This is a genomic window from Rhizomicrobium sp. (assembly GCA_037200985.1).
In the GTDB taxonomy this organism is placed as follows: domain Bacteria; phylum Pseudomonadota; class Alphaproteobacteria; order Micropepsales; family Micropepsaceae; genus Rhizomicrobium.
In genome coordinates this window covers 411,676-428,259 of record JBBCGJ010000001.1, presented here as the reverse complement: position 1 = coordinate 428,259, position 16,584 = coordinate 411,676, and the positions used below count along the sequence as shown (strand labels likewise).

General features: G+C 63.6%; 8 protein-coding genes. 3 read left to right on the top strand and 5 right to left on the bottom strand.

Features of this window, described 5'->3' with window-relative positions:
* Window positions 1-6: 6 nt before the first annotated feature.
* Complete coding sequence (locus WDN01_01990; GenBank protein MEJ0024772.1) at window positions 7-2,862, bottom strand: winged helix-turn-helix domain-containing protein; 2,856 nt, start codon at window positions 2,860-2,862, stop codon at window positions 7-9.
* Between the two features lie 224 nt (window positions 2,863-3,086).
* Between WDN01_01990 and WDN01_01985 the strand changes: the two genes are divergently transcribed.
* From WDN01_01985 to WDN01_01975, 3 genes are all read left to right on the top strand, one after another.
* The gene (locus tag WDN01_01985) at window positions 3,087-3,998 is read left to right on the top strand and encodes an AraC family transcriptional regulator (protein ID MEJ0024771.1); all 912 of its coding nucleotides are present in this window, start codon (window positions 3,087-3,089) and stop codon (window positions 3,996-3,998) included.
* A 111-nt stretch (window positions 3,999-4,109) separates the two neighbouring features.
* Window positions 4,110-6,932 carry a winged helix-turn-helix domain-containing protein gene (locus WDN01_01980; GenBank protein ID MEJ0024770.1) on the top strand — a complete coding sequence of 941 codons (2,823 nt, stop codon included), beginning with the start codon at window positions 4,110-4,112 and terminating at the stop codon, window positions 6,930-6,932.
* Window positions 6,933-7,193: 261 nt separating this feature from the next.
* The gene (locus WDN01_01975) at window positions 7,194-10,043 is read left to right on the top strand and encodes a winged helix-turn-helix domain-containing protein (GenBank protein MEJ0024769.1); all 2,850 of its coding nucleotides are present in this window, start codon (window positions 7,194-7,196) and stop codon (window positions 10,041-10,043) included.
* 355 nt (window positions 10,044-10,398) lie between these two features.
* Here WDN01_01975 and WDN01_01970 read toward each other — a convergent pair whose 3' ends face one another.
* From WDN01_01970 to WDN01_01955, 4 genes are all read right to left on the bottom strand, one after another.
* Window positions 10,399-12,048 carry a GMC family oxidoreductase N-terminal domain-containing protein gene (locus tag WDN01_01970; GenBank protein ID MEJ0024768.1) on the bottom strand — a complete coding sequence of 550 codons (1,650 nt, stop codon included), beginning with the start codon at window positions 12,046-12,048 and terminating at the stop codon, window positions 10,399-10,401.
* Window positions 12,049-12,116: 68 nt separating this feature from the next.
* Window positions 12,117-12,902 (bottom strand): SDR family oxidoreductase, encoded by a 786-nt coding sequence (locus tag WDN01_01965; protein ID MEJ0024767.1) that lies wholly within the window; start codon window positions 12,900-12,902, stop codon window positions 12,117-12,119.
* Window positions 12,899-13,807 (bottom strand): MBL fold metallo-hydrolase, encoded by a 909-nt coding sequence (locus tag WDN01_01960; GenBank protein MEJ0024766.1) that lies wholly within the window; start codon window positions 13,805-13,807, stop codon window positions 12,899-12,901. Before WDN01_01960 ends, WDN01_01965 begins: the two co-directional genes overlap by 4 nt.
* Before the next feature lie 96 nt (window positions 13,808-13,903).
* Window positions 13,904-16,114 (bottom strand): TonB-dependent receptor, encoded by a 2,211-nt coding sequence (locus tag WDN01_01955; protein MEJ0024765.1) that lies wholly within the window; start codon window positions 16,112-16,114, stop codon window positions 13,904-13,906.
* Window positions 16,115-16,584: the final 470 nt, after the last annotated feature.

The window sequence follows — 16,584 nt, the reverse complement described above, 5'->3', positions numbered from 1 at the left end:
CCGCAATCACGTAACCCGCATCCCGGTTCGGCTCTTGATTTGCGCAATGCGCTGTTCGGCGCTTCGCAGATCGCGCGTTGCAAACCCCTCCTGAAACCGTTTGTAGACCGGTTCCAGGATACGCAAGGCGTCGTCGTCGCGGTTCTGCTTCTGCAACAATGCGCTGAGGCCGAGCGCGGCCCGAAGTTCCCAGGCCAATGCCTGCTGTCGCCGGGCCAGATCGATGGCCTGCGTGAAATAGGCCTTGGCCGTGCGGCGATCGCCCTTCAGTTCGGCGAGGAGGCCGCGAACGCGGAGCACCTCCGAAGAACACCAATGCTCGTAGTTCTTGTCCTTGTCCTCCAGCGCAACCATCCAGCGCATGGCTTCGTCGGCGCGCCTTAGCCAGATCGCATGCTCGCAAACATGCGCAAGAACCAGGACACTGAAAGCCTCCATATGCGCCTGCGCCAGCAACCCGAGACCCTCGGTTATGAGAAGCGAAGCCTCGTCGAACTGGCCGCGCATCGCGCGACAAAACCCGACGAGGCAAAGGCCGAACCCGGAATCGCTGTCGATGGAATGGGCCCGCCCCTGCTCGAGGAGGGCAACGGAAACGCGCTCTATTTCGCCGATATCGGCCTCGGACAAATAGGTGTTGAGACAGACCCAGGACATCGCAACGCCGAGGGGCATCGAAAGTCCGGATGCGAGCGCGTCCGTCACGGCGCGCTTGGCCCAGACCTTGGCCTGATCGGGATATCCCAGTATCCAAAGCGTGCTGGAAAGCACCGCCGACGCATCGACGCTCCGGTCATATCCGGTTGCGCGGATACTCGCGAGATGGGCGCTTTCGGTCTCGAGCGAAAAATACCGCAGAAGGCGCAATCGCGACTCGTCGAAGCGGCCGACATGGTGAAGCGAGCGGCCGAGCATCCACTCTCCCATCGCGACGGCGCCCGCGTCCGCGGTTGCCTTTGCGAGTTCGGCGCACGCCTCGGCGGTGTCGAGCGCTTCACGGTACTGCGCCGCGCGTTTTCTCGATCCCCAGAGGACCAGGTGAGACTGGAATTGGGCCGGGCGGTCGTCGATGGCCTGCGCGCGCTCCAGGGTCCGCTGCCAGGTGGCTTCGGTCTCGTTCGTGAAGCCCCGCGAGAACAGCTCCGCCGCCGCATGGGCGATCTGCAGCCGCAATTCCTGTTCCGGCGCCATTTCGCCGACCGCGGCCGCCGCCTTGGCCAACCAATCGCGACACTCGGTCAGAAGCGCCTTGCCCAGCCACAAGGGGGCGGCGTAGGCGGCGATGTCGATCCCGATGGACACCTCGCCCCGCGGTCCGAACGCCCATCGCAAGGCCGCGCGGACATCGTCGAACTCGCTGTTGGAGGGCGCTCTCATGTCCGATCGAGAGTCCGTTGCGGCGCGAAGCCTTTCGCGGACATAACGGGCGAACTGGCCATGGACGCCGTCCAATTCTCCGGAATTTTCAAGCTTGCTCCTGGCGTAGGCCCGGGTCGTGTCCAAAAGCCGGAAGCGGATCGCCGGACCCGAAGCCTCCGGAGCGACCAGGGATTTCGCAATCAGGCCATTCACGGCTTCGAATATGTCGCTTTCGCTGATGTCGGCGCGGGCGACAAATTGTGCCGCCTCCGGGGCGAAACTGCCGGGAAACACGGAAAGCCGCTGGAGAACGGCACGCTCGGTTTCGGATAGAAGATTGAAGCTCCAGTCCAGTGTCGCTCCCAATGTCCGATGCCGCGGCGGAGCCGTCCGCCTTCCCGGCCACTGCAGCGTGAATTCCGTGTCGAGCATCGATGCGGTGTCTTTGACGCCGTGTTTCGCGGCGCTGCCGGCGGCCAGCTCGATGGCGAGAGCAATCCCGCCAAGCTTCCGGCAGATTTCGCCGATCGTTCTTGCATCGCCGTCGCCCAGGTCCGAGATGCTTCCCCCGGCACTGGTCATGCGATTCACAAAAAGCCGAACCGACGGATACTTCAAAACCTCCGCGGCACCGAGTTCGGCATCCTCGGGAGGACAAAGAAGAGCCGGCAAGAAACAGATATGCTCGCCTCCAACTCTCAGGGCTTCCCGGCTTGTGCAGAGGATGTGAAGATCGTGCAGTTCCGCGAAGAGCTGATGCGCAATTCCAGCAGCGTCCGATATCAGATGCTCGCAGCTGTCCATGACGAGCAGGAGGCGCTTGCCGCGCAGATGCTTCACGATGCCGGCCGCCAAATCGGGCAGGTCCGCGGTGAGCCCGACCGCCATGGCAATCGCCGCGGCAAGCAGGTGCGGTTCGCCGACGGGGCTGAGATCGACAAAATGAACGGCGCCGTCGAACTCGTCGAGCAGCGCATGCGCGACGTTCAGCGCAACCGTCGACTTTCCGACGCCGCCAGGCCCGACGATGTTCACAAATCGCCGGCTGAGAACGTTCCCGCAAATCGTCCGCACTTCGTCTTCTCGTCCGACCATGTCCTGCACGGTCCGTGGCAACCGCGGAGTCGATTGCGAAGACCGAAGCGGGGCCCTTGCCGCGACGGCCTGCTTCGACGTAGGGGCTACAAGCTTGTAGCCACGCCCCGGCACGCTTGTCAGATAGGTCTGGCCCATGTCCCCGTCTTCGAGGACCTTGCGCAGCGCGGCTATGTGAACGCGAAGGCTGACGTCTTCGACAAAGACATTCGGCCAGACCTTGGCGAGCAAATCTCTGTGGGAGACGATCTCCCCGGGCGTTTCCGCCAGCGCCAGCAGAATATCGAATGCACGGCTGCCGAGCTTTACCTCGCCGTCGCCCATCTTGAGCACGCGTTCCCTCGGAAAAAGATGAAACGCCCCGACAACGATGACCTCGTCTGTCTCGCGCTGTTGTGCGTAGCTCATTGCCGACACCGCACGAGCCGGACAACGGGACCACACAGGGCAGCTAGACCGACCATCGATAATCTGAGCCTCAAACTCGGACCTAATCGATTGTATTCGCGGTCTCGAGAGTAGCCGACCGCACCCCGTGATGCCGCTCGAATCTTGCGGCCATTGTCTCAGGTTTGCGATGTTGTCTGCCCGCCGCAAAAGTCGTATAGCCCCAAAGGGAGGATGCGTGAGCGGTGTATACATCTTCCATTGAATTGGGCGCCCAGAACAGCCTTGGTCCGCTCCAGGAAATGAGCCGGATCCTCGACCGGCCGCCTGTCCCCTTGGCCGAGCGCCTGACGGACGGCACCCGGCTCACGGGACGTTGGACGCATGGCCCGGTGCACGACAGCCTGCCGGCCATGTCCGCGCATACGATTTGCGCGATCTATGGCGGCGACTCGGAAATCACCCTGAGGCGGGCCGGGAGGCTGCAGCTACGATCCTACACCAGAAAGGGGACGATCGTCCTGATCCCCGCCGACCACGACGGACGCTGGGATATCGTCGGCGCCACCGAGACGTCGCACGCCTATCTGACGCACAGCCGGTTGCTGTCCGGCGCCGAGTCGCTCCTGGGCGGCCGGCCCGTCGAGCTGTTGGATCGCGTTAGTTTCGCGGACGAGACGATCTCGCGCATTCTCGCCATTCTGTGTGGAGAGGCGACGAACGATCCGTCGGCGCGACTGTTCCTGGAGCAGGCCGTCGATCTTCTGTGCATGCAGCTCGTGCGGGCCCATTCGAGCCTCGGAGCGTTGCCGGACGCGACGCCCAGGCGCGGGCTGGCGGATCGGCATGTGAAACGCGTCACCGCGTACATGACCGACAGGATGGAGCAAGCGATCGGCCTCGACGAGCTTGCTGCCCTTGTCGATCTGAGCCGCTTCCATTTCTGTACCTCCTTCCGCCAGGCGACCGGGCAATCCCCTTATCTCTGGCTGACCAATCTGCGGATCGCGCGGGCGAAAGGGCTGCTGGCCAATTCGGTGCTGCCGATAACCGAGATTGCACTCTGCGTCGGCTATCAAACACCCTCGGCGTTTGCCGCAAGCTTCCGTAAGATCGTCGGCATATCCCCAAGAGAGTTCCGTCGGAGGCTGCAATAGGGGCGAAGCCGTATCCGGCAGCGGGTCCTGTGCACGGACGTTCGCGTTCCCGCCGCCAGTTGTATGCGGAAAGGGGCCGGGTCAAAATCGCTTCTTTGCCGGGGGATATCGATGGGGAGCGCGTCCTCTCTCGAACAGCCGATTTCATTCGGGCCTTTTCGCTTGTTTCCGCGTCAGCGGCTTCTGGCCGAGGGCAACACGCCCCTGCGCGTGGGCAGCCGGGCGCTGGATATCCTGATTGCGCTCGTCGAACGGCAAGGCGAAGTGGTGAGCAAGATCGAGCTCATGAACCGTGTGTGGCCCGACACCCATGTCGAGGAGATAAATCTCAGGGTCCACATGGCCACGCTGCGACGTGTCATGGGCGACAGAAGCGGAGGCAACCGATTTATCGTCTCCGTGCCGAACCGGGGTTATGCGTTTGTCGCGCCGGTCCTTGTCGAAAATGCCGATGCTTCGGCTTTGCCGAAGCGCGAAAGCCATCGGCACAATTTGCCGATTTCCCCGACCAGGCTTGTCGGACGGCAGGAGAGCCTGACGGTTCTCATGGGTCATCTTCGTCGTCATCGCCTTCTGACGATCGTGGGCGCCGGCGGGACCGGGAAGACCTGCGTCGCGCTGGCGACCGCGAAAGAACTGATCGGCGCGTATGAGCACGGCGTCTGGCTTGCCGATCTCGCGCAAACCTCGAAATCCGAGCTCGTGCCGAACGCCGTCGCCGCGATCTTCGGGGTCGAAGCGAAGCACGACGACATGCTGCCCAGCCTCGTCCATGCGCTTCGCGACAGGAAAGTTCTTGTCGTGCTCGACAATTGCGAGCATGTCATCGAGGGCGCGGCGCGGCTCGCCGCCGGCATCATGAGCGGTACCTCGCACGTGCGAATGCTCGCGACGAGCCGGGAGCCGCTCCGCGTGGAAGGGGAAAACGTCCACCGCCTCCGTCCGCTCGAATGTCCCGACGAGTTGGCGGCTGCCGATCCCGATCGCCTGAGAAAATATTCGGCCGTCGAGCTGTTCATCGAACGCGCCATAGCCAACGATCTGGAGTTGAAAGACGCGGATATCCCGGCGATCGCCGATATCTGCCGGAAACTCGACGGAATCCCGCTGGCCATAGAGTTTGCGGCGGCGTACGGCGGCACGCTCGGCGTCCATAACCTTGCGACCCTGCTCGAAAGCGGGCTGCTCTCGGCAGGGCGGCGGTCGGCGTCCGAACGCCATCAGACTCTCCGCGCGGCGCATGATTGGAGCTATGCGCTCCTCAGCGAGCCGGAGCGCGCCGCGCTGCGTAGGTTCTCGACCTTTGCGGGCGCTTTCACGCTGGACGCGGCGATACGTTTCGCATCCGGCGACTCCGTCGGCACGCCCGAGGTGCTCGACATCATCGCAAACCTCGTTTCCAAATCGCTCGTTGCGGCGGACACCAGCGGAAGCGGGGCACGGTACCGCCTCCTGGAGACGACCCGCGTCTACGCGCTTGAAAAGCTGCGTGAGGCGGACGAGTTCGAAGCCGTCGTCAGGCGGCATGCGGCGTATTTCAGCGATATCCTGCACGAAGCCTGGCGCGACAGGACGAAGCTTTTCGAGGCGGGGGGCTATGCAACCTTCAAGGATCAGATCGGCAATTTGCGCGCGGCATTGCAATGGTGCTTTTCGCCGGAGGGCGATGAAGAGATCGGGATCAAGCTCGCCGCCAGCGCCTGCTTCTGCCTCATGGATCTCGGCCTGACCATCGAGGCCAAGAATTGGAGCGAACGCGCGCTCAAGGCGATGGATTCCTCTCTGCGGGGAACCCGGTACGAAGCGATGCTGCAATATGTCCACGCCCACTGTTTCACGGTCGTCAGCGGGAACGCCGAAGCATCCGATCGGGCCATCGAAAAGGCGATCGAGCTTGCGAACGCGGTCGGAGAGCAGGATCTCGAACTGCGGATCCTGGGCGGCTATCACATCGTCATCAATCGCACGAGCGATGTAACGAAGGCCATGCCCATCGCCGTTCGCGCCGCGGAAGTCGCGCGGGAGATCAACGAGCCCGATGCGCTCGCCATGGCGCACGCCATGCTGTGCCTGACGCATCACGCCTCCGGAAACCAGATCGAGGCGGAGATGAACAACAAGGCGGCGCTGGAATACGCCCCGCTCAACCGGAAAATCAACACGATGCGATACGGCATAGACCACAGGGTGCGGTCTATGAACGTCGCTTCCAAGCTTCATTTCCTGCGGGGGCAGCCGGCACAGGCGATCCGCACCGCCAGGGACGTTCTGGATTTTGCCCAGAGAGCCGGCGCCCCGATCGGGATCGTGATGGCCGCTTATTTCGCGACGGAAACCGCTCTGCTTTGCGGCGACTGGTCCTGGGCCGGGGATGTCATCGCGTTGACCGGCGCGGTCGCCAGCGAACACTCGATACAGCCCTTCCCGATGCTGGCTTCGGCTTACGGAGCCGAGCTCGCCTTTCGCATGGGTGCGAAGGATACTTTACCGGCTCAGGAAGCCGCCTTCGAAAAGGTGGTCAGGGCGCAGTACAACCCTTTCCAGCAGGGGATCGGTGTGATCGAAGCGCTCATACGCGCCGAACGTTTCGACGATGCAGATCATCATATCGGCTGGATGATCGATGCCATGGAGCAAAAAGGAGCCGGCGCGTATCGCGCCGAATATATCCGTCTGAGAGGCGATCTTCTCGCGGCCCGGGGCGCGTTCGACGAGGCGCGAAAAACCTATGAGCGCGTGCTTGCCGTGGCGCGCAAACAGGGGGCGCTCGCGTGGGAGCTTCGTGCGGCGGTGGGACTTGCGCGGCTCGATCGGACCGGGCTGCAACGGGACACCGGGGCTCTGCTTCTGTCGGCATATGAGCGCTATGCAAAAGACTATGAAACACCCGACCTTCGAGCCGCGAAAGAACTGCTCGCTGAATTCGGACAGTAGGTCGAAGGCGCGGAAATTCCGAGCCGAAGTTATTTGGCGTGCGTCTTGTCGAAAAGTCCGTATTTCGCCGCGAGCTTGACGAAAAATCACAAAATCTTGGGAGAGTGATCGGCGCATTTTCCCGACGGCATTGCCGCTTCGACTCCGCAAGCCTTTTTGCCGGTTTTGAGAAACATTCTTCGATTTTATGATAATTTCCCGCCGATATTGCGTATCGCGTCGTATCGTTCGAATTGCGGCCGACGCCGAGATTTGACACCGATGCAGCATGTTCTCGAAAGTACCAAGGTTGTGCCAGAGGTCATCGCCTTCGGGCCCTTCCGGCTATTTCCCGCCGAGCGCGTCCTTGAAAAAGCGGGTGAGCCGATCCGGCTCGGTAGCCGTGCGTTCGACATCCTGAGCGCGCTGCTCGAGCGTCCCGGCGAGATCGTTAGTCAAAAGGAATTGCTGGCGAAGGTTTGGCGTGGCCTTTTCGTGGAAGAGATCACGGTGCGCGTTCATATTGCCGCGTTGCGCAAGGCGCTGAACATGGACGGCGAGGCGGCGAGCTATCTGCGAACCGTCCCGGGTCGCGGCTATTGTCTGACCGCTTCGGTCACGCGCAAGGCGATCGCCGCGGCCGAGCGGACGCCGCCGCCCTTGGCGGCCGACTATCCGCTTCCGCCGCGTCTCGAACGAATGGTCGGCCGCGACGGCACGGTGGGCAAGATTCAAGAAGCGCTTAAGTCCAGCCGCTTCGTAACGATCGTCGGCGCCGGCGGAATCGGCAAGACAACGGTGGCTCTTACGGTCGCACACGCGGCGATCCAGGAATTCCGGGGCGCCGTTTGCTTCGTGGAACTCGGGCCGCTCGCGGACCGGCGCCTGCTCGCGGGCGCGGTCGCGTCGGCCCTCGGGCTGTCGGTCCAGTCCGACGATCCCATCCCAAGCATCGTCGCGCGGTTGCGCGGCAAGCGCATTTTGCTTGTGCTCGACGGTGCGGAACATCTCATCGACGCGGCGGCGCCGCTTGCGCGGCGGTTGTTTCAGGAGCTTGCCGATGTGCATCTCCTGGTCACGAGCCGTGAGGCCTTGCGGGTCCCGGGCGAAACCGTGATGCAGCTTCCCGCGCTCGGGAGCCCGCCTGACGATCCCAAGATGTCTGCCGACACGGCTCGCACCTTTCCGGCCGTCCAGCTGTTCACCCAATGCATGGAAAGCAGCGGCGTGCGCCCGGGCCAAAGCGACGACGAAGCGCTGCTCGTGGCAGGCATGTGCCGCAAACTTGGAGGGATTGCGCTTGCCATCGAACTCGCAGCCGCGCATGTGGCGCTCCAAGGCATACGCGGGACCGCGGCACTTCTTGAGAGTCAATTTTCGTTGCGCTGGCCGGGGCGGCGAACTGCGCCGCAGCGGCATCAGACCCTGAATGCCACGCTCGACTGGAGTTATGGGCTTCTTTCCGAACACGAACGCATCGTGCTGCAGCGGCTTTCCGTTTTCGCGGGCAGCTTCACGTTGGAGGCCGCACATGCCGTAAGTTCGGATGACGGTGTCGGCAGCGAGCAGGTCTTCGTCGCAGTCGGCCGCCTATGCTCGAAATCGCTGGTTTCGACGGATATCGCCGGAGAGAGCCTGCGGCATCGATTGCTCGACACGACGCGCCTCTATGCTGCCTCGAAGTTGATCGACGCGGACGAGTGGCGGCGGCTGCGCAGGCGTCATGCCGTTTATTATCGCGACGTTCTGCTTGGTGCGTCCTCCGGCGAGGGCGGCCTGGCCGGGCAGCCCTTGCCTCACGCCGATCTCGACAACATCCGCGCGGCGCTGCGCTGGGCCTTCGAAGTCGGTGGCGACGAAGAATTGGGCATCGACCTGGCCGCGTTCTCCGCGCCGTTATTCCTCGGCAAGGCGCTTTTTGCGGAGTGCCAGGTATGGACGCGCAAAGCGGCTGAGAAGGCGCGGACCCGCGAAGCGCCGACGCGGCAACAGCTGCTGTGCGAATTGGCGACTGCCAGCGCCCTGGTCCTTACCCAAGGCCTGCCGGGCGAGGTCGTATCCACCTGGACAAAGGCACTGGATACCGCAACCGCCTTGCAGGACACGGCGGGCCGGCTTGCGGCCTATCTTGCGCTTTGGGTGCAGGAGCTCCGGTCGCCGCACCTGACCAAGGCACTTGCGCTGGCTGAGCAATGCGCCGCCGTGACCGACGCGCTGGGCGATCCGGGTGCATGCGCCATGAGCGACTGGATGCTGGGGCTCACCAAGCATTACTTTGGGCGACATGACGAAGCTCGTATGCATTTTCAGCGGTCCTTGGATGAAGACATTGAGAGCGCCCGGCTGACGCAGGTGAAACAGATCGGTTTCGATCGACGCACCGACTGCCTCGGCCTCATGTCGAATCTTGCGCTGATGCAAGGCCGCCCGGAAGAAGCGCGCCGATGGGAAGAGCAGGCAATGCTCGAAGCGCAAAAGCTCAACCTTGCCATGCCGAACTGCATTGCGCTGACCTGGGCCGCGTTCAACGCGTTCCTGTCGCAGCCCGATCTCGACACGGTCGAGCGAGAGGTCGTCGATCTCCTGGATCACTGCAGAAGCCACGGTATCAGCGTTTATGCGGGTCTCGGCCTCGCCTTGCTGGGGCTCTGCCAGATCCGGCGCGCCGATTTCGACGGCGGGATGCCGCTGGTGAACGAAGGACTGCGCGAACTGGCCGCGGGAGACTATGAGGTCTTCCATCCCATCATCCGAGCCTGCCTCTGCGAGGCCCTCCTCGATTCCGGCCAGACCGGCGCTGCGACGGACCTGATGGCGACCCTCGAAGCGTCGGAGCGCAGCCCCATGCACTGGTGCAAGCCCGAAGTTCTACGCGTGAAAGGCAAGCTGGTGTCGCAATGCATCGATCGGGATTCCGGCGCGATTATCTTGCAATCGTCGATCTCGATGGCGCGCGAGCTTGGCGCCGTCTTTTGGGAGCTTCGCACCGCGCTGACCATCTGCGAATCGTGGGATGCCGAAAAAAGGCGAAGCGATGCGCGCGCATTGCTGCGCCCGATCGTCGACCATTTCGAAGATGAACCCACGACCATCGACCTTCTGGCGGCCAGGAAGCTGATCGGCCGAGTTTGAGTCGGGCCCGGGCGCCGATACCGGAAACTGTCCGACATATCCTGTGCCTGAGGGAAACAGAGTTCGATCGGTCAGCCCGAGGCGTAAGCTCCAACCTCTAATTGGGGCTCGAAGTGGTGGTCTCCGATCTGGCGTTGGAGACTGGCGGCCAGGCGGCGCGAAAATACCTGATCTGCGGGTCTCTACGGCACGGCCGGAGACCGGACATGCGCCCAGTGCTGCCGCATTCGGTGATAACCGCACGAGCGAGTGGGGGGGGCGGCGTTTTTTTTTGAAAATGGGCTGGTACAGGGCGTCGCTAGCGTCCAACTCTGCTCCGTTCGATCGAAAAATCGGAGCGGGAGCCGCGCGCGCCTTATCTGTCCAACTGCGGCGCCGGCCCGGGACGTCCCAGAATCATGTCCGACGCCTTTTCGGCGATCATGATGATCGGAGCGTTCGTGTTGCCGCCCACGATGTTCGGCATGACGGACCCGTCGACCACCCGCAAGCCGTCGATGCCCCGAACCCGCAGCGTCGGATCGACAACGGCCATCTCGTCCGTGCCCATGCGGCACGTTCCAACGGTGTGGAATGCCGTGGCGCAGAATTGCCGGATATAGCGGCGCAGCTGATCGTCGCTCATGACCTCGCGGCCCGGCAGTTCTTCGAATCCGCCGTAATTCCGGAAGGCCGGCGTATCCAATATCCTCCGTCCCAGCTTCAACCCCTGCAGCAACACTTCGAGATCGTCCGCGTCCTTGAGCAGCCCCATGTCGATCCAGGGGGGGGCGTCGAAGCCCGGTCCGCCGAGGGCAACCTGGCCCCGGCTGCGCGGCCGCAGAAGCTGCGGGATGAGCGCATAGCCATGTCCGCGCCCCATCCTGCCGCCGAGCACGTTCCGGCGCGCCGACATGAAGGTGTAGGACAGATTGGGCCGGTGCAGAGAGGGGTCGGTCCGCACGAAGCCGCCGGCCTCCACGATATTGCTGGCGAACATGCCGCGCCGCGTCAGCGCATATTCGAAGGCGCTCGCGATCAGCGCCGGAATGGCACGAAGCGAAATCCCGTAGGACGGAGCCTTGGGGGCGCATACGTCGATGCCGATGCAGGTGTGGTCCTGCAGGTTGTGGCCGACGCCGGGCAGATGCCGTTGCACGCCGATGCCATGGCGGCGCAGCGCGTCCCCGTCGCCGATGCCGGAGCGCAGGAGGATGAGCGGCGAGGCGATGGCGCCCGCCGAAACGATGACCTCCCGTGCGGCGCGAACGGCTGTCGTCTCGCCCCGCATATGGGCATCGACGCCGACGGCGCGGCCATCCCGAAAGCGAATCCGGTCGACGCTGCATCCGGTAATGATCTTCAGGTTGGGGCGCGTGCGGACCGGCGCGAGGAAGGCCGCAGCCGCAGACTGCCGCAATCCGTTCCGCTGCGTCACCTGGCGGAAGCCGAAACCTTCCTGCTTGTCGCCCTGGTTGAAATCGGAATTGACCGGGAATTGCAGCGACTGTGCGGCCTCGATCAGCAGGCGCCCCATCTTGCTGGTGCGCCCGTGATCGGTGACCGCGAGCGGTCCGTCGGTACCGTGAAACGGCGAGCTGCGCCAATTGGCGTTGTTTTCCGATCTCTTGAAATAGGGAAGGACGTCGGCGAAGGACCAGCCGGTGTTGCCGGCCGCGGCCCAATCGTCGTAGTCGGTCGGATGGCCGCGTATATAGACCATGCCGTTGAGCGAGCTCGTGCCGCCCAGCACGCGTCCGCGCGGGACGTAGATCTGCCTGCCGTTGATTTCGCTCTGCGGCGCCGCCATGAAGCGCCAGTTCAGTTCGGGATGCTGGATGAGCCCGATAAATCCCAACGGTATGTGGATATAGGGGCTGCGATCCTTCGGACCGGCCTCAAGCAGGCAGACCCTGATCGCCGGGTCGGCCGACAGCCGGTTCGCGAGCACACAGCCGGCGGAGCCCGCACCTACGATCACATAGTCGAAGATATCGCCGGGATAGTCCTGTCCGTCTCGTGCCAAGCGCTGGTCCTTCCGCCGTCTTTGCCCAACGTCGTCCGCCGGTCATGCCGTGCCCTTCGGGGCGGCCGTCAGGCGTCGCGATAGGGTGGATGGGTGTTGACGTTGTACTTCGTTGCGCTCCATCCGCCATCCACCGCCAGCACTTCGCCGGTGATGAAGGCGGATTTGGGACCCGCGAGGAAAACCACCGCATTGGCGACGTCCTCCGGACGCCCGACATGGCCGAGCGGAATCGCGTCGATGTCTCCCTGAAACGCGCCGCCGGCGATGCGCTCGGCGTTTGCCGGGGTCGGCACGATGCCGGGCGCGACGACATTCACCCGTATGCCGTCGCGGCCGTATTCCGCGGCCATCTGCCGGCTCATGCCGATGACGGCGCTTTTCGCGGCCACATAGGCCGTATTGCCGGGAACGGAGCCGCGCAAGGCCACGCCCGACGCGATGTTGACGATGGTGCCGCCGCCCGCCCGGCGCATGATCGGGATCGCGGCGCGGCAGAGGCGGAATGCCACCATGAAGTTGACCTCCAGGAAATAGGCAAGCCGATCGTCAGGCGTCAGATGCAGCGGTGGCGAGCCGCCCTGACCGACATTGTTGATCAGATGATCGAGTCGCCCGCCCAGCGCCACACAGGCGTCGACCACGCGCTGGCCGCAATCGCCTTCCAGCAGGTCGCATGCCATGGCGCAAATCTCGCCCGGCGCCGAAGCGGCCAGAAGACAGGTCTCTTCCAGCATGTCGCGGTTGCGGTCGACGGCCAGCACCCAGGCGCCGTCGGCGGCGAAAGCCATGCAGACGGCCCTGCCGAGGCCCGACGCTGCGCCCGTGACGATCACCCGCGGTGACACGCTCACGTCGCCTTGAAAGTCGCCGGATCGAGATAGTCGAACTTGAATCCGTGACGATGCCTTTGGATGCGTCCCGCCGACGCGCCGCCGAAATGCGCGGGCAGAAACAGCGTCGACGTGTCCGCATAGCGCTCGAACATCTTTCGGCGCGTCGCCGCCGCCAGGCCGTGATCGAGATCGCCGAAGAACAGAATGTCCGGCCGGGTCAGTTCCAGCGGATGGTGGAAGGTGTCGCCCGAGAAGACGAGCTGGTCGCCGCCCCGCTTGGCATGGACGACGCAGCTTCCCGGAGAATGTCCCGGGGTTCCCTCGAGCCACACGCCGTTTCCGATTTCGTGCTCGACGACGTGATCCGTCTCGACCAGATCCGCCAGCCCATGCTCCACGACCGGCAGGATGCTGTCCTCGAACGAGGCCAGATGAAGCGGCTCCTCGTGGTTCTTGTCGAAGAATTCGTAATCGGCGCGCGTGAACAGATAGCGCGCCTTGGGAAAGGTCGGAACCCATCTGCCGTTCTCGAGGCGGGTGTTCCAGCCGACGTGATCGAAATGCAGATGGGTGCAGAGCACCACGTCGATGTCCTCCGGCGCGAGCCCGACGGCCTCGAGGTTCTCCAGATAGGGCAGGTTCAGATCGTTGTTCCAGGGCGTCGCATCGCTGCGGGTCTTGTGGTTGCCGTTGCAGGTGTCGATGAGGATGTTCTTGCCCTCGACCTTCAGCACGAAACTGTGGAAGGGGACGCCGACGATGGCCGTGGCGGGGTCGTCGCCGGTCGAGCCTTCGGTGTACCATTCGCGGGTATGGCGCAAGTCCTCGCGCGTCACGTCCGGAAAGGCCCGCGTCATCGGCAGCAGCACAGCCCCGAGTTCGTCGACCTTTTGAACGGTGATCCGTCCGCTCTGAAGAGACATGCCTCTAGCCTTCCATCCGCAAGCTTCTTGTCGAACTCAACTCGCAACGCTCTTCAAGGGACGAGCGGCGGCAGACGGCCGCCGCTCCCACCGTCGCTAAAGCTTGGCATCGAGCGTGATACCAAACAGACGCGGCGCGGTTCCGTAGCTGACGAGGAGGCCCAGCGCCTGGCTGGCCGCGTAGGTGCCGACTCGCTTGTCGAGCAGATTGGTGCCCCACAATTTGACGCTGTACTTGTCGCCCGGCAGCGTCAACGTCGCGGACGCGTTGAGCATGTTGTACGCCGGCTGCCGCATGTTGTTGTCCGCTTCGTAGTAATAGTCGGAGTTGTAGGAATCCGTCACGTTGAACAGAAGGCCGCCCATGTCGGTATCGACGGTGTAGTCGACGCCGAGCGAGGCCTGGACCGGCTCGGAGAACGGCGTGCGGTTGCCCGTGGCGTCGCCCGAAATCAGCGAATAGGCGCCGCCGCCGAGCGGCACGGTGAACACGGCATTCTTGTAGTTGGTGAATACCGAGTGCAGCAGCGACAGGCCGCCGGTCAGGCTGAGATGGTCGTCGATCTGCGCTTCGAAATCGGCATCGATGCCGTACATCTCCGCCGCCGCGCCATTGGTGATCTGCGAGACGAACGTGAACGTCACCACCTGCACGTTCCTGTAGTCGTAATAGAACGCGGCCGCGTTCAGGCGCAGACGGTGATCGAACAGCTCCGTCTTCAGGCCGGCCTGATAGGCGTCGAGTTGCTCGGGCTTGAACGCCGGATTGGTCAGCGACGAAATGTTGTAGCCGCCGCTCTTGAAGCCGCGGTCGAACGAGATATAGCCCATGATATCGTCCGTGAACTGATGATCGAGGGCGCCCCGGAAGCTCCAATTGCCGAAGGTGATGGTGTGCGGCCCGGTGCCGTTCGCGGTCGAGAACGTCTCCGGCGTTCCGTCGTTCAGGGTGCCGGTATCCGAACCGAAGAGCTGCCGCTTCTCGGTGGTGTAGCGCAGGCCTCCGGTCAGATGGGTTCCCGGCAGGATCTCCCAGGTCGCCTGTCCGAAGCCGGCGAAGGAGTTGGTCGTCTCGACGGCCGAGATGAACTCGTGGCCGAGATCGGTCGGTCCGGGCGCGAAGGGGCCCTGGAAGTGGAGCGTGAACGGAAGAGCGCCGTTGTAGTTGTGGAAATAGTAGGCGCCGAGCACCCATTTGAACGGGCCGTCCTCCGGCGAGAGCACCTGCACTTCCTGGCTGAAATTGTGGTCGCGTTCCTTGACGTTGATGTCGAAGGCCGGCACCGGCGTGCGATCCGCGTCGAACTGGAAGTTGTCGATGCCGGCGCGGTAGCCGGTGATGCTGCGGACCGACAGATCGCCTACCTTGAAGCGCAGATCGGCGGAGAGGCCGCCGTCGGTCATGTGCTGCACGTTCGGATAGTTGCCGCGGGAATTGTAGTAATTGTCGGGGCCGACCACGCCCGGCTCGAACGCCAGCACCGTTCCGGGATAGGGCACCTCGATGATCGCGGCGGTGTCGTCCATGTTCTTGTAGTCGGCGATGAGCTTGAGCGAGGCGTCGTTGCCGAAGTCGAAAATGAGCTTGCCGCGCAGGTTGAGGTCGTCGCTGATCTTGAACGTGTCGTAATTGGCGATCGGGTTGTGGCCCCAGCCATTGCCCTGCGTCGTGAAGCCGCCGGTGAAGCTGCCGCGGATGCTGTCGGTGATCGGACCGCCGACGAAGATGCCGCTGCGCGAGGTGAAGTAATTGTCGAGGCTGGTGCGCACCTCCATTTCGGGCGTGTCGCCGGGATCGCGGGTCGACACCTGGATCACGCCGCCGGTCGCGTTGCGGCCGAACAGGGTGCCCTGCGGGCCCTTGAGCACGGCGACCTGATCGACGTCGATCAGGTCGAGACCGACATGGCGCTGGTCGGGCACATAGACATCGTCGAGATAGGTGACCACCTGGTTTTCGACCTGCGAGGCCGTCGTGCCCACGCCGCGGATGAAAAAGCTCACGCCGCCGGCGATGTTGCTGACGTTCAGGCTGGGCGCGATCAGCGACAGCTGCTGGGTGTTGGTGATCCCCACGGCCTGAAGGCGCTCGGCGGACGCCGCCGTGATCGCGATCGGCACGGTCTGGACGTCTTGCGAGCGGCGCTCGGCCGTGACGACGACGGTCTCGACCGTCGCAGCGCCTTGGGACGGACCGGCGTCCCGCGGCGGCGCGGCCGCGTCCTGTGCCCTCGCCGGTGCACCGGCGATCAGGGCGACGGCGGATGCCGCAAAAAGCAGCGAATGAGAAAAGCGATTGACGCCCACTAGGTAGCCCTCCCGTGACCGGCCCGCCGAGGCGAGCCGTGATATTGCCGCTCCGACGCGGCTGTCGCCGACCCTCTCCGGGGACGGTTCGTACAGGCGGAAGTCTTGCTTCGTATCCTAATACTGTCAATCCTAGTACTGACGATCGAGGCACGGGAAAAGCGGCCCCGGTTTCCCCGATAATCGGCGGAAAGACGGGCCGGCCGGGCGATGCAAATCCACTGAAGAACCGCCCCCCGACAGACCAAGCAAACTCCAGCGTCGACGACGCCCTATCCTCGCCGCACCTAGATGCGATGCCGGCGGTGTTCGGCCAAGCTTGCGCCATATAATCAGCATTTTACGTCTTATTTTGCATGGTATTCGTGCCGTCGGTCTTTCTCTCGTCGTTCGCGATGCCCGTTGAACACGCGCCTGTTTCTCCGTTTTCCTTTGCCCGGCTGCGGCGCTCCGGCCCGGGCTTAAGGTCG